Below are 14380 nucleotides of genomic sequence, written 5' to 3' on the forward strand. Positions count from 1 at the left end.
ACTCCGGACATCATACCGACTCCGGACATGGTTTCTAAACCAACTCCGGACATCATACCGACTCCGGACATGGTGGTTTCTCCCATGCCAACTCCCGACATCATGCCGACTCCGGACATGGTTTCTGCACCCACTCCCGACATCATGCCGACACCAGACATTTGCGCACCCACGCCAGACATTTGTCCGCCTACACCAGACATTTGCGCACCTACGCCAGACATTTGTCCGCCTACGCCAGACATTTGTCCGCCTACACCAGACATTTGTCCGCCTACGCCAGACATTTGTCCGCCTACGCCAGACATCTGACCCGCACCAGAAGCCCATTTACCGACTCCAGAGGGGAAGACGTAAGAACTTACAGATTCTTCGGGGACTTGCTGCATGGACCCATAAACCGAACCTGCTACTCGTTCGCTTTCGTCCACGAGGTCATACATTTTCTTGTGGAGATCAGCCGCGGCCTTTTGACCTGGACTCATGAGTGTCATGACCGTTTCTCCTTCTAATTCTTGCTCCCAAGAAACGGTGACAAAGTGGTCTTCTATCCAGTCGGAGGGGTAGATGGGGGGAACTCGGACAACGCCCGATCGCGCTAAAACTAACCACCGTCCATCAAAACAACGATAGCCGATTTCGACACTATAAGCGCGATCGCTAATGGGAATCGGAACATACCATTCTCGCGCTAGTTCATCACAAGGATACTCTTGCACAGAATGGGGATTCTGAAACTCTGAACTAACATCCGTCACATCATAAATGCGCAGGGCTAACTGTTGTCCCCCTTGACGACGCAATTCTTCCTTATGACTGTTGGGGATGTCCCAATAGGTATAACACCATTGAGGATCACGCGGCATCAAAACAATACGACTGTCCCCATAACCCCCAGGAAGATCAGCGAGTCCATCATCGACTGAGGCTAAATCACTTTTGGGAACATCAGTAACGGCCAAGGTAGGGGTTACGGTTTCTTGTTCTTGTTGACCTAATTCAAATTTGGATGCTTCCACTTCAGCTTGTACCTCTAAGGAACGAGTAGTTTGAGGAATGGGACGGGAAATCTGTTGCTGTGATTCAATATTGCGAATCTCAGTTAACAGTTGCGATTTACGCATACGACTGTACCGAGAAATGTTATACCGACTGGCAACTTTACGCAGTTGCCGGAGTGTCATTTCTTCTAAAGGTTGGCGTTCTTGTGCCATAGGTATAAATCCCAGTTTAATCAGTACATTTGATTTTTGGTGATACCCTCGCCCATACCCAAGGGGATCAGTGAGGGATCACTAATATTTAACCTTATGTAACAAAATTTGTTTCGAGTGGATCAAGGGGGTCAAGGCAAGGATTTAAGGGGGATTGACCACAATGGGGCAGTCTGGGGATTTTTATGTCATAATTTCTTGACATTTGTGATCCCGAATAAAAACTAAGGATTCTGGGAAGGTTTCAGAGTCGGGTGAGACTTCTCATTTTTTCCCCAACTTTCGACGCTTCCCTATCTCCGGTCCTAACCCCCAAGGACTCCACCCTTGATATTTCAACCTTTTTGAGCAAGTTTTAGGGAGCGCAACAGCAACAGGTACAATGCTTTTGGACTATTGACCTAAGCAGGGAGAACCAGTTTTGGGAATTGAGTTACGTAGTTATGTTTTCCTCGACAATTTACAACTGCAACACGCCGCTTATATTGGAACAGTTGCACTAGGATTTCTCCCCCTACCAGGAGATTCCTCTCTCTGGATTGAAATTTCCCCTGGTATTGAGATCAACCGTATTACTGATGTAGCGTTAAAATCCACTGCCGTCCGTCCGGGAGTACAATTTGTGGAACGGTTATACGGACTATTAGAAATTCATTCCAATCGCCAAGGGGAGGTGAGAACCGCAGGTAAGGCGATTTTATCGGCCTTAGGGGTGAGTGAACAGGAACGGTTACAACCGAGAGTTGTCTCTAGCCAAATTATTCGGAATTTAGACCCCCACCAGGTTCAACTCATTAACCGGACTCGTCGCGGCCAGATGATCATGGCTGGTCAAACCTTGTATGTGTTGGAGGTTCAGCCGGCGGCCTATGCGGCTTTAGCGGCGAATGAGGCGGAGAAGGCCGCGTCGATTAATATTTTACAGGTTTCCGCGATCGGGAGTTTTGGGCGACTCTATTTAGGCGGAGAAGAACGGGATATTATTGCCGCTTCTAAGGCAGTCATTCCGATTTTAGAGAGTGTTTCAGGCCGCAAACAACCAGATGCCAAAAGTCAGTAATCAAAACCTCAACCGTTTCCCCAGAATCATTAAATCTCGTTCAATTTTATCTAATTCGGCAATGCGGGGGAGATACCCCCACTCGGTAAAGTCAAAACGGTTAAAAAGCTGTAAACTCGGCTGATTGTGGGCAAAAATAAAGGCCAGTAAGGTGTTTAGTCCGAGGGAGGGACTTTGCTGTAAGGCGTGACGGAGTAGCGTTTTGCCGATGCCTTTCCCTTGGTGTTTGGGGTGAATGTAGAGACTGACTTCGGCGGTGGCAGCGTAGGCGGGTCGTCCATAAAAGGCTTGTAAACTCAACCAACCGATGATTTCTCCCTCTTTTTCGTTTACCCAGAGGGGGTGACGGTTGGGGGTATGGTCTCGAAACCAGTCCCACCGACTCTCAACGGAGATGGGGTGGGTGTCTGCGGTGGCCTGTCTGCCGGGGATGGCGGCATTATAAATACTAACGATCGCGCTTAAATCCGTTTCAGTCGCATCACGAATCATGGGTGATTAGATTCAATTCGCTTTTCTGTAATTTTAAAGCAAAAATGAATGATTTTTTAAACAAAAATGAAACAAAAATGAATGATTTTTGAAAAGAGATTAAAAAGACTGGTAATTTCTATTAAATTCACTTCAAAATAGCAGTAATTTTAGTCATTTTTCTGAGAATTATGCTAAATTTTAAAAAAGTTAAACACAATCTTCTCTAAAACCCTGAATGTTAACCGCGTTCACTGCTGCTTTACTCCTGATTACGATTTCTGAATTAGGCGATAAAACCTTTTTTATCGGCGTTATTTTAGCCACTCGTTATGCCCGGAGATGGGTGTTTTTGGGGGTGACATTCGCCCTCGCAGCCATGACAATTTTATCGGTGTTGGCCGGACAAGTTTTATCGTTTCTGCCACCGATTTATCTGCGCTATGCCGAAGTTTTATTATTTTTAGGCTTTGGGGTGAAACTCCTCTGGGATGCCCGCCAAATGTCGGATACTCCCTGCGCTGAGGAAGAAACAGAGGCGTTAGAAGCAGTGGAAGGGGTAGAACAGCAAAGACGACGCAAACGCCCCTTACAGGTGATTCTAGAGGCATTTGGGTTAACGTTTGTAGCGGAGTGGGGAGACCGAACCCAAATCGCCACCATTGCTCTCGCTGCGGCCCATCCTCCCTTGGGGGTGGTTTCTGGGGCCGTGTTGGGACACGGGATTTGTGCGTTAATTGCAGTGATGGGAGGCCGCGCGATCGCGCAACACCTCTCCGAAAAAAGGTTAACCCTACTAGGGGGCAGCTTATTCCTGATTTTCGCCGCCACTGCTGCCTGGCGACTGGCCTGACTCATTCCCCAAACGGCTCACAATCCCCCCCTAACCCCTCCACAATGAGACAGGTATTATAGGCCATCGCCTCCACATAACTCTCCGTCTCGCTGCCTTCTTCCCCCAACGAACCCGTCATTAAAGCATCAGGAGACACCTGCACCTCGGCCTCATTGGCCAACGTTTCTAAAACCCGATCATTGGCGGTTTTTTCTGCAAAAATTGTCGGGACTTGGGTGGCTTTAATTTGTCCCACTAATGCCTTAACTCTAGCCGCAGAGGGGTCTTCCTCGGTACTCAACCCCTGTAAGGCTTCCCCCCGTTCCAACCCATAGGTTTCAATATAGTAGCGAAAGGCATCATGGGTCGTAATGAGAATACGCTGAGATTCGGGAATGGTGGCAATTTGCCCTTTAATCCAAGCGTGTAAACGGTCTAACCTCTCCGTGAATTGTGCGGCATTTTCTGCGTAGAATTCCCCTTGGTCCGGTTGGAGGGTGGCCAGTTGGGTTTCAATGACTTCTACCATGGCGATCGCATTTCTCACATCATGCCACACATGGGGATCAGGGGCCAATTCCTCCTCATGGCCATGCTCATCTTCCTCCTCATGGCCATGCTCATGGCCATGCTCATCTTCCCCCTCATGGCCATGGTCATGGCCGTGATCATCTTCCCCCTCATGGTCATGGGGTTTCCCCAAAATAGGTTCAGGGACAGCGGCCTCATACAAAGCAACCGTCGGCGCAGTATTCTCCGTAGCCTCCACTAACCCCTCAATACTCGGCTCAACATTATAGCCTCCATAAAAAATTAAATCAGCAGTTTCTAGGGCCTTACGGTCTGAAGGCGTTGCGCTGTAAGTGTGGGGGTCTTGGTTTGCACCCATCAAACAAGTTAACGCCACCGTCTCTTGGGCCACCTCCTCGGTCAAGTCACACAGCAAACTACTCGAAACCACCACTTGCGGTTGAGTCTCCGTCTGGGTTTCCGTCTGGGTTTCCGTCTGGGTTTCCGTCTGGGTTTCCGTCTGCGTAGGGTCCGGAGTCGAACACCCCACCACCGTTACCAGAACCCCTAAACCCAACCAAAACGTCGATTTGTATTTCATGCGCCTAATCCCTTAAACTAGAATGAGAATCATTCTAATTGATAATGATCACCTTCGCCAAGTCTCCCCTATCGGGAAAGTACCCAACCTCTCAGTCCAGATATCCCTATTCAAACCGTCCCCCTGTCCCTTATGCTAATGATAGTCATTCTCACACTCCCATCGAACCAATGTTAGACGTTCGCCACCTCACTGCGGGATATCGGGGAAACTGTGCCATCCGAGACATCTCTTTTTCCCTCATCCCCGGACAACTCACCTGTCTTTTAGGACCCAACGGAGCAGGAAAAAGCACCCTCATCAAAGCCATGTTAGGACTGATCTCGGCCAGTGAGGGACAAATTTTATTAGACAACAAACCCCTCAAACAGCAACTCGCAAGAGTCGCCTATGTCCCCCAACGGAATAATATAGACTGGGATTATCCCATCACCGTGTCCAAAGTCGTAATGATGGGACGCATTCGGCAAACCGGATGGTTTCGCAGTCCTTCTCGTTATTCCAGAGAATTAGTCAAAAATGCCTTAAAACGGGTAGAAATGAGCGACTATCAAGATTGTCCCATCGGGGAATTATCGGGAGGCCAACAACAGCGAGTTTTTTTAGCGAGAGCATTGGTACAACAAGCGGATGTCTTTTGCTTTGACGAACCGTTTAACGGCATTGATCAAAAAACAGAAGGGATTATTTTTGAGGTTTTCAAAGAGTTAAAAACTGAGAAAAAAATCCTCTTAGTGATCAGTCATGATTTTAGTGATAATTTGGCGAATTATGAACAACTTTTGCTCATAAATCAAGCATTAATTGCCGCCGGGAAACAAGACGAAGTATTAACAGATTGTAACTTAGAAAAAGCCTATGGAAAGCGATTTTCTTTAGTGACAGTTCTTTAGTGACAGTTCTTTAGTGACAGTTCTTTAGTGACAGTGTAGCCATAGATAAGAGATAATTTTTGACTTACCCAGTTCGTAGTGAACTCGCTTAGAGCTTACCATAAAAGAATTAACCCTAAAACCAGTCAATTGAAAATCAATAATATTTAACTCAAATTAGTTTCATAAGCTAAGACGCATTTAAACTGTTCAACATATTGACCATTTCCATTATCCCTTAATATAACCCTATTCAAAAAACAGGATTTGTAGCAAGATGTGGTGAGTAGTCAGTATTCAGGTTGACTGGGTAATCATCCCTCACCTCCCTTGAAAAGGGTGGAAATAGCAGAATGCTGCCTTTTTAAGGGGAATTTCGGGGGAGCGACTGAATACTGATGGTGAGTACCTGATGAAGCGAGAGAATTTATGCAACTATTGGATTGGTTGATTGTGGGATTGTACCTTGTATTTGCAATGGGGTTGGGGTTGTACCTGACTCGTCGCGGATCACGAAGTTTGGTAGATTTTTTTGTATCGGGGCGATCGCTCCCTTGGTGGTTAGCAGGGACCAGTATGGCCGCCACCACATTTTCCATTGATACCCCTCTCTATATTGCCGGAGTTGTCTCTACTCGTGGAATTGCGGGCAATTGGGAATGGTGGAGTTTTGGCATCTCCCATATTATCCTGATCTATATTTTCTCGCGTTTATGGCGACGCTCCGAGATTGTCACCGATGCTCAACTCCTCGAAACCCGCTACAGTGGACAAACCGCAGCCATTCTCAGAGCAACGAAAGCCTTTCTTTTTGCCGTCCCCATTAATTGTATCGGCATAGGTTACGCGATGTTGGCCATGGTGAAAGTGGTGGATGCGTTGCAACTCTGGCAGAGTTTAGGCATTGAACCAGGAGAGAATATAAAATTATTCAGTGTGATCGGGGTGAGTCTGTTTGTTTTGATTTATTCCGGGTTTTCTGGGTTATGGGGGGTTGTCGCTACAGACTTCTTTCAGTTTTTCTTGGCGTTATTTGGGGCCATTGTCGTTGCTGTGGTTGCCGTAAACCATGTGGGGGGGATTCATGAGTTAATCCCCATGGTACAGCAACGGACGGATATTGATATTTTGGCGTTTATTCCCATTACGGATAATTTTCAATGGAATGATGTGGCAGGAATTACAGGGACGACGTTTGCCGCTTATTTGTTAGTGCAATGGTGGTCTTTTCGGCGCAGTGACGGGGGTGGGGAGTTTATCCAACGTCTGGCGGCGGCCAAGGATGAAGCGGAAGCGGAGAAAGCCTCTTGGTTTTTTAATTTGCTGCATTATATTATCCGGACTTGGCCTTGGGTGGTGGTTGCGTTAGTAGCGGTGGTGATGTATCCGGGGATGGAAGACCCGGAGTTGGGCTATCCTAAGTTAATGTTGGACTTTTTGCCTATGGGGATGTTGGGGTTGGTGGTTGCGTCGCTGGTGGCGGCGTTTATGAGTACCGTTTCGACTTCGATTAACTGGGGGGCTTCGTATCTCACCAATGACCTGTATTTGCGCTTTTTTCGCCCCGATGCGACGGATGGGGAGTTGGTGTTAATGGGACGGGTTGCATCGGTGTTGGTGACGATTTTAGGGGCGATCGCAGCGTTTTTTGCCCAAGATGTGGCCACGGTATTCCGTCTGGTGATTGCCATTGGGACGGGGCCGGGATTGGTGTTAATGTTGCGTTGGTTTTGGTGGCGCATTAATGCGGCTGCTGAGTTAGCAGCGATGGTATGTGGCTTTATTGTGGGGGCCATTACCAGTTCCAGTTATGGGCCTGCTGCGCTTCTTATCCCTGAAGATTTTGGCTTGCGGTTAATGATTATTTCGGGGATTACGGCCATTGTCTGGATTACGGTGATGTTAGTGACTCCGCCAGAGTCTGACGCAACGTTGGACGCATTTTATCGCCAAGTTCGTCCGGGGGGGCCCGGTTGGCGACGACAACAAATCCGCACGGGCCTTTATCCGGAACAGTCGTTGGGGTTAGATGTGCTGAAGGTGATTGCAGCTACGTTTGTGTTGTTTGGGGTGATGTTTGCTACGGGGGGCTTTTTGCTGCTGCAACCGTTGACGGGTTGGGTGTGGTTAGTGTTGGCGGTTTTGGGAGGGGTGGCTTTGCGATCGCTCAACCGTCGTCAAGTCATCCCCATGCCTCGTCCTGGAAAGGATGACGATATAGTTGATAGTTGATAGTTGGGAGATAGGGGAGATGGGGGAGATAGGGGAGATAGGGAAAACACAAATATATTATTCCCGATTCCCGATTCCCGATTCCCGATTCCCGATTCCCGATTCCCTGTTCGCTGTTCCCTTGTTCACAAACAACCAACAACCAACAACCAACTTACTCAAACGTGGGAATTTTGCGTTCATTCGCAACAGAGGGAGAGGGAGTTGGATTTTGTTGGTTTTGTGCGTCAATGCGCTCTCTGGGGGGAGGAGGGGGGAGTTGTCGGGGAGAGTTTTGGGGGTTGCTGTCTTGGTTGAGTGGGGGTAACGGGGGAGGGAGAGGCCGCCGATCTTCAGTGGGGGTGGGTTGAGGACGGTTGTTATCGTTGGAAGGAGTAAAGATAATTTCTCGATCGGCAGGGGGGAGACTTTCTCCGGAGTTAGGGGGAGACGGGGGAGGAACATTGGCGTTTCCGCCATCACTGGTGAGATAAACGTGGCCCAAGACTTTCCCCCCATAGGTGCGTTTGGTGAACCGCCAACCAGGATCAAGTTCGATTTTTAAATAGCCTTCTGCAAAACCGTTGGTTCTGCCAATTTCAACTTGTACATTCCGTTCACGCAAAGAGGAGGCGACTAGGACTAATTCATCTCCTCTGGGAACAACACTGAGAATTAAACGTGAGCCTAAATCTTGGTCGTTGAGTCGGACAGAATAGCCATTACTATCGGTACTGCGGCCACAAATGCCACTAAAGTCAAATGTTTCAAAGAGAGGATTAATTTGGGTGGGATTATTGCCCACTTCTTGCCAACAGCGACGTTGATTAGAAATTTGTTCGATAATTAAGAGATTATAGCGTCTTGTCCCGACTCCGAAGGGAGTTGCAATGGCGACAAAACGCTCTTGGGGGACTTCAACCTTCCCAAAGTTCACTGCCCGCGCTAAGGGGGTTACACTAAACTGTAACAGGGTTGCGGTGGCTAGGGTGGCGGCTAGTCTATGTAAAAGTTTCATACGCTTTTCAGGGAATGGGGTGCTAGTGGTTTGTTATTCGTTCTGGAGCAAAAAAAGACAAGAGAGAAAAGAGAATTGACTAGACCTATTATCAATGATTAACTATCAACTATCAACTCTCAACTATCCCTTTCTCTTTCTGCCATTGTTCCCATAAATCAGGACGACGATCGCGGGTTCTTTGTTGCTGTTGTTCTTGCCGCCATTGTTCAATGGCCGCGTGATTTCCGGATCGTAAGACATCGGGAACTGGCCAACCGCGAAAGTGGGCAGGACGGGTATATTGGGGATAGTCTAATAAGCCATCGGCAAAACTTTCGGCTTTCAGGGAGGCTTCTTTGCCTACTGTACCCGGTTTTAAGCGAACAACTCCATTGAGGAGAGTTAAGGCGGGGATTTCTCCACAGGTGAGGATAAAATCGCCGAGGGAGACTTCTCGCGTGACTAGGTGCGATCGCACTCTTTCATCCACCCCTTCATAATGACCACACAACAAAATCAACTGCTCATATCCCCCGGCCAACTCCTCTAACAAAGATTGTCCCAAGGGTTCACCCTGGGGAGACAGTAAAATGGTCTCCCTAGGAGACAACTGGGGGAGAGACTCCACTGCCGCAAAGAGGGGTTCAGGTTTCAGTAACATTCCCACACCCCCCCCATAGGGTTCATCATCCACCCGATGGTGTTTATCTTGGGTAAAATCCCGTGGGTTGACCAAATTGACCTCAGCAATCCCTTTTTCTAAGGCTTTCCCCAACAGTCCCGACTGTAACGGAGATGTAAAAAAATCCGGAAATAGCGTAATAATATCGAAGCGCATCAACTTAAATAGGCCACAGTAGGAAACAATCTCTCCTCTATTGTCTCCGAATTGGCCAGATTGTGAAGCCGTTGGCCTTAGATTTTCGCCACTCTGGGGAAAAAGAAGAAAATGAAACTCGGAACAGAGACTACAAAATTAAGGTAAATTTTCCCTTAATATTTCCCTAAGATTAGGACTACCCACACGAGATCAAGTGACAATAAGACAGCGAGCCAAAGGGATTCCATGGCTCACTGTTCTAGGAGTTGTGAAACCCAAGAGGGGAGGCAAACCCCCCAGTCCCAGATTTTCCCGTCTAGCAGAGAAAACCAGACTGTCGCCACTCCAATCCCTGCTCAGGTAGTTCACAGACTATGCCGTAATACGATAGGATGTATGCTGCAACTAAAGACTCAATTGCCAGAAACCCAGATGCCCAAACCAACTAAAAATGCCATCTTGGTCATTGGTGGTGCAGAAGATAAAGTTCACGGAAGAGAAATTCTGCACACCTTCTTTAACCGTTCGGGGGGAACGGATGCAATGATCGCCATTGTACCGTCGGCATCTAGGGAACCGATGCTGGTGGGCGACCGTTATCGGCATATTTTTGAGGATATGGGGGCGAAACGGATCGAATTGCTCGATATCCGAGAGCGATCGCAAGGGGAAGACTCTTTCTATCTACGCTACATTGAAGAATGTACGGGAGTATTCCTCACCGGAGGCGACCAACTGCGCTTATGTGGCCTCCTCGCCGAGACTCCCATAATGGAACGAATCCGCGATCGCGTACAAAAAGGCGAAATTACCGTCGCCGGGACCAGTGCCGGGGCCGCCGTCATGGGTCATCATATGATCGGGGGGGGAGGAAGCGGAGAATCACCCAATCGGTCCCTCGTCGATATGGCCATGGGCCTAGGCATCATTCCCGAAGTCGTCGTCGATCAACATTTCCACAACCGCAACCGCATGGCCCGCCTACTCAGTGCCGTGGCCATTCATCCGGACCGTTTAGCCATGGGCATTGATGAAGACACCTGCGCCATGTTTGAAGCCGATAGTTGGGTTCAAGTCCTCGGTAAAGGCACAGTCACCATCATCGACGCACAAAATTTATCCTACACCAATCAAATTCAAGTGGGAGTGAGTGATCCCCTCAGTTTACATAGTTTACGAGTTCATGTTCTCTGTCACGGCGATCGGTTTCACTTAGAGCAAAGGCGGCCCCTCACCCCCATGTCTGACGAAAAATCTGCTTAACCTGTTGGGTGAGGGGAATGGAGAGTTGATAGTTGAGAGTTGGGGGATTTAGCTACAAGGGCAGAAGGAGAGAGAAGTGAGAAGTGAGGAGTTAGTTAACAATTCTCTCCCCTCTCCCCTCTCCCCTCTTTCCTCTTTCCTCTCTCCTCTTTCCTCTCTCCCACCCTCTGTCTGAACATCCCCATTAGGGTCAAACTGTTCACGCAGAACAGTTTTAAGTCTTTTCTCCAAGGGAAACTAAAATTTGCCGATCTATTGCTGCCTCTCTCAATCCAAGCAAAGAAACGAGATATGAAAATTCTCAAAACCTCAACCTTGCGCGGTCCCAACTACTGGAGTATTCGCTATCACAAACTCATCGCCATGCGTCTTGACCTAGAAGACCTTGACGAACGGTACTCCAACGAAATTCCAGGCTTCTACGAGGGACTTACCAAAGTCTTACCCACCCTAGTGGAACATTACTGCTCCCGTGGCTATCGGGGAGGCTTTCTAGAGCGTGTCCAAGAAGGCACACTCATGGGGCATATCGTGGAACACGTCGCCCTAGAACTGCAAGACTTAGTGGGAATACACGTCGGTTTTGGGCGAACCCGTGAAACCTCTGAGAGAGGCGTGTTTAGCGTCGTTTTCGAGTACACCGACGAACAAGCCGGACGTTATGCAGGCCGGGCGGCGGTTCGCCTCTGTCAAAGCATTGTCGAAACCGGGACTTATCCCGAACCTGAACTGCAACAAGACCTGGCTGATCTACGAGAACTGGTGCAAAATGCCTCATTAGGCCCCAGTACCGAAACCATCATCACCGAAGCCGACGAACGGCAAATCCCTTGGATGAACTTAGGGGCCAGAGCCTTAATTCAACTGGGCTACGGGGTGAACCAACGACGCATCCAAGCCACCTTAACCGATGCCTCCGGAATTTTAGGGGTGGAACTGGCCTGTGATAAAGAAGGGACCAAAACCATCCTCCGAGATGCCGGAATTCCTGTTCCCAGAGGGACTCTCATCCGCTACTTTGATGAACTCCGGGATGCTATTGATGAAGTCGGGGGCTATCCCATTGTGATTAAACCCCTGGATGGCAACCATGGCCGCGGGATCACCATTGATATTAATTCTTGGGAAGAAGCAGAAGAAGCCTACGATTTAGCCAGTGAAGCCTCGAAAACGCGATCGATTATTGTAGAACGGTACTATAAAGGCAGTGATCACCGCATTTTGGTGATTAACGGCAAAGTCGTGGCGGTGGCTGAACGAGTCCCGGCCCATGTGGTGGGGGATGGCCGGGCGACAGTGAGTGAATTAATCGATCGCACTAACCAGGACCCCCGACGGGGCGACGGCCACGATAATGTCCTCACTCGCATTACTTTAGATAAAACCGCCACGGATGTTTTGGCCCGGCAAGGGTTTAATTTAGATACCGTCTTACGAGAGGGAGAAGTCGCCTATTTACGGGCCACGGCGAATCTCAGCACCGGAGGCAGTGCCATTGACCGCACCGACGAAATTCACCCGGAAAATGAGTGGATTGCTGAACGGGTGGTAAAAACCATTGGCTTAGATATTGCCGGAATTGATGTGGTCACGTCAGATATTCGCAAACCCCTGCGGGAAACCGATGGAGTGGTGGTGGAAGTGAATGCCGCCCCTGGTTTCCGGATGCACGCAGCCCCCAGTGAAGGACTTCCCCGCAACGTAGGGGCGGCGGTGTTGGATATGCTCTATCCCAACCAAGCCCCCACCCGCATCCCCATTATCGCGCTTACCGGAACCAATGGGAAAACCACGACCACCCGTTTAACGGCGCATATTTTCCGTCAAACCAAGAAAATTGTCGGTTATACCACCACCGACGGGATTTATATTGGGGATTATTTAGTGGAGAAGGGGGACACCACAGGGCCCCAAAGTGCGCAAGTGATTTTAAAAGACCCCACCGTAGAAGTGGCGGTGTTAGAAACGGCACGGGGCGGGATTTTGCGCTCTGGGTTGGCGTTTAGTCAATGTGACATTGGTGTAGTGCTGAATGTGGCGGCAGATCATTTAGGGATTGGGGATATTGATACTATTGAGCAGATGGCCTTCCTCAAGAGTGTAGTGGCGGAATCCGCCTCTCCCGATGGTTATGCGATTCTTAATGCTGATGATCCCTTGGTGGCCGGCATGGCGGAACGGATGAAGGCGAAAATTGCCTATTTTTCGATGAATCCAGAGAATCCCGTGATTCAAGACCATTTACGCCGGGGTAAGTTAGTGGCGGTGTATGAGAATGGCTATCTGTCGATTTTAGAGGGAAATTGGACGCTCCGCATTGAGGAAGCGAAGAATATTCCCATGACCATTGGGGGGAAAGCTCCCTTTATGATTGCCAATGCTTTGGCGGCCTGTTTGGCGGCCTTTGCCCAAGGGGTGGATGTGGAGTTGATCCGCCAAGGGGTGCGGACGTTCCAGCTTTCTTCGGAACAAACCCCGGGCCGGATGAATATGTTTGATTTGGGCCGAAATCATGTCTTGGTGGATTATGCTCATAATGCTGCCGGGTATGAGGCCATGGGCGGTTTTGTGAAGAATTGGTCTGGGGAATGTTTGGGGGTTGTCGGGGCCCCTGGAGATCGTCGGGATGATGATTTGATTCTCTTGGGTAAGATTGCGGCGGATATGTTCGACTACATTATTATTAAGGAGGATTATGATCGCCGCGATCGCGCTGGTGGGGAAGTGGCTGATTTGATTCGCAAGGGAGTGTTACAAGGGAATCCCAATGCGGAGCATGAAACCCTACTGGATGAGCATGAGGCGATTCGACGGGGGCTAGAGATTGTTAAGGATGGGGGGTTAGTGGTGATTACTCCTGAAAGTGTGAGTGAGGCGATCGCGATTATTAAATCCTATCAAGAGAAGTAGCCTCTCAAGCGAGGAAATCACAAGATTGGCGTGAAAATGTAGTGGGTAATTGATAATTAAGAACTCGTAGGGTGCGTTACACTTGGTTAACGCACCCTACCACTATTCCCTATTCCCTGTTCCCTGTTCCCTATTCCCAATAACCAACAACAAAATTGAACAAATCTTTTGCGCAGTCCTCATCCATAATCTGTGATTTGGATGGGGTTAGCAAAAGCCAAGATTTGTGCTATAATTTCGCACGGTACGGTAAAAAGCATGAGCTTGGAGACACGACCTTTTTTTAGAAGCAATTATCTATTATATTTATTGCTTTTACTGAGGATCTCGTAAGCAAAAGCCTTACGGTTCGTTGAGAGCGCCAACTATCTCGGTAACGTCTTTTAGGCGAAAGAATCCTCATCTATAATCTTTGATTTAGATGGGGTGCGTTCAATCCCTCCACCTCATCAGTGTATAGTGAAAGGTTGCAATCCGCTCGTTGAAAGCTAGACATTGATTGACATTGTTCAATTTTTGTTGACTTAGAAAGGGACGAGCGTGCAGACTCAGCCATAAATCCTGTAAAAAGGTAGGCTACCTTGAGAGGGTGATCACACCCAAGTGTAAACGC

Annotated in this window: 11 protein-coding genes; 6 read left to right on the top strand and 5 right to left on the bottom strand. The window is 48.6% G+C overall.

Annotated elements, in window-relative coordinates; genetic code table 11:
- Positions 1-1214: DUF4912 domain-containing protein (locus PN462_RS01320; RefSeq protein WP_272126057.1), on the bottom strand; the 1214-nt coding region annotated here is incomplete at its 3' end.
- A 421-nt stretch (positions 1215-1635) separates the two neighbouring features.
- Here PN462_RS01320 and PN462_RS01325 point away from each other — a divergent pair.
- Positions 1636-2274 (top strand): hypothetical protein, encoded by a 639-nt coding sequence (locus tag PN462_RS01325; protein ID WP_272126058.1) that lies wholly within the window; start codon positions 1636-1638, stop codon positions 2272-2274.
- On the opposite strand, the gene PN462_RS01330 is transcribed toward PN462_RS01325, so the two are convergent.
- On the bottom strand, positions 2275-2766 hold the full coding sequence (locus PN462_RS01330; RefSeq protein ID WP_272126059.1) for a GNAT family N-acetyltransferase: 492 nt from the start codon (positions 2764-2766) through the stop codon (positions 2275-2277).
- A 217-nt stretch (positions 2767-2983) separates the two neighbouring features.
- Here PN462_RS01330 and PN462_RS01335 point away from each other — a divergent pair, with 217 nt between their 5' ends.
- Positions 2984-3598 (top strand): TMEM165/GDT1 family protein, encoded by a 615-nt coding sequence (locus PN462_RS01335; protein ID WP_272126060.1) that lies wholly within the window; start codon positions 2984-2986, stop codon positions 3596-3598.
- Position 3599: 1 nt separating this feature from the next.
- Here the strand turns inward: PN462_RS01335 and PN462_RS01340 are convergent, their stop codons facing one another.
- Entirely contained in the window at positions 3600-4691 is a 1092-nt protein-coding gene (locus tag PN462_RS01340) for a metal ABC transporter solute-binding protein, Zn/Mn family (RefSeq protein ID WP_272126061.1), read from the bottom strand.
- A 170-nt stretch (positions 4692-4861) separates the two neighbouring features.
- Between PN462_RS01340 and PN462_RS01345 the strand changes: the two genes are divergently transcribed.
- A complete protein-coding gene (locus PN462_RS01345) occupies positions 4862-5584 on the top strand; it encodes a metal ABC transporter ATP-binding protein (protein WP_272126062.1) in 723 nt (240 codons plus the stop codon).
- Between the two features lie 408 nt (positions 5585-5992).
- Positions 5993-7795, top strand: coding sequence for a sodium:solute symporter family protein (locus PN462_RS01350; protein WP_443029030.1), 1803 nt, complete (start codon positions 5993-5995; stop codon positions 7793-7795).
- Between the two features lie 154 nt (positions 7796-7949).
- Here PN462_RS01350 and PN462_RS01355 read toward each other — a convergent pair whose 3' ends face one another.
- Complete coding sequence (locus tag PN462_RS01355; protein WP_272126064.1) at positions 7950-8792, bottom strand: DUF3747 domain-containing protein; 843 nt, start codon at positions 8790-8792, stop codon at positions 7950-7952.
- 112 nt (positions 8793-8904) lie between these two features.
- On the bottom strand, positions 8905-9612 hold the full coding sequence (gene trmD, locus PN462_RS01360) for a tRNA (guanosine(37)-N1)-methyltransferase TrmD (protein WP_272126065.1): 708 nt from the start codon (positions 9610-9612) through the stop codon (positions 8905-8907).
- 378 nt (positions 9613-9990) lie between these two features.
- Between trmD and PN462_RS01365 the strand changes: the two genes are divergently transcribed.
- Complete coding sequence (locus PN462_RS01365; RefSeq protein ID WP_443029031.1) at positions 9991-10857, top strand: cyanophycinase; 867 nt, start codon at positions 9991-9993, stop codon at positions 10855-10857.
- Between the two features lie 291 nt (positions 10858-11148).
- Complete coding sequence (gene cphA / locus PN462_RS01370; RefSeq protein ID WP_272126068.1) at positions 11149-13767, top strand: cyanophycin synthetase; 2619 nt, start codon at positions 11149-11151, stop codon at positions 13765-13767.
- Positions 13768-14380: the final 613 nt, after the last annotated feature.

The sequence above is a fragment of the Spirulina sp. CS-785/01 genome (assembly GCF_028330525.1).
GTDB lineage: Bacteria > Cyanobacteriota > Cyanobacteriia > Cyanobacteriales > Spirulinaceae > JAQMSD01.

Coding starts and splice junctions, on each gene's coding strand:
- PN462_RS01330 (WP_272126059.1), bottom strand. CDS start 2,766: ATGATTCGTGATGCGACTGAAACGGATTTAAGCGCGATCGTTAGTATT.
- PN462_RS01335 (WP_272126060.1), top strand. CDS start 2,984: ATGTTAACCGCGTTCACTGCTGCTTTACTCCTGATTACGATTTCTGAA.
- PN462_RS01340 (WP_272126061.1), bottom strand. CDS start 4,691: ATGAAATACAAATCGACGTTTTGGTTGGGTTTAGGGGTTCTGGTAACG.
- PN462_RS01345 (WP_272126062.1), top strand. CDS start 4,862: ATGTTAGACGTTCGCCACCTCACTGCGGGATATCGGGGAAACTGTGCC.
- PN462_RS01350 (WP_443029030.1), top strand. CDS start 5,993: ATGCAACTATTGGATTGGTTGATTGTGGGATTGTACCTTGTATTTGCA.
- PN462_RS01355 (WP_272126064.1), bottom strand. CDS start 8,792: ATGAAACTTTTACATAGACTAGCCGCCACCCTAGCCACCGCAACCCTG.
- trmD (WP_272126065.1), bottom strand. CDS start 9,612: ATGCGCTTCGATATTATTACGCTATTTCCGGATTTTTTTACATCTCCG.
- PN462_RS01365 (WP_443029031.1), top strand. CDS start 9,991: ATGCTGCAACTAAAGACTCAATTGCCAGAAACCCAGATGCCCAAACCA.
- cphA (WP_272126068.1), top strand. CDS start 11,149: ATGAAAATTCTCAAAACCTCAACCTTGCGCGGTCCCAACTACTGGAGT.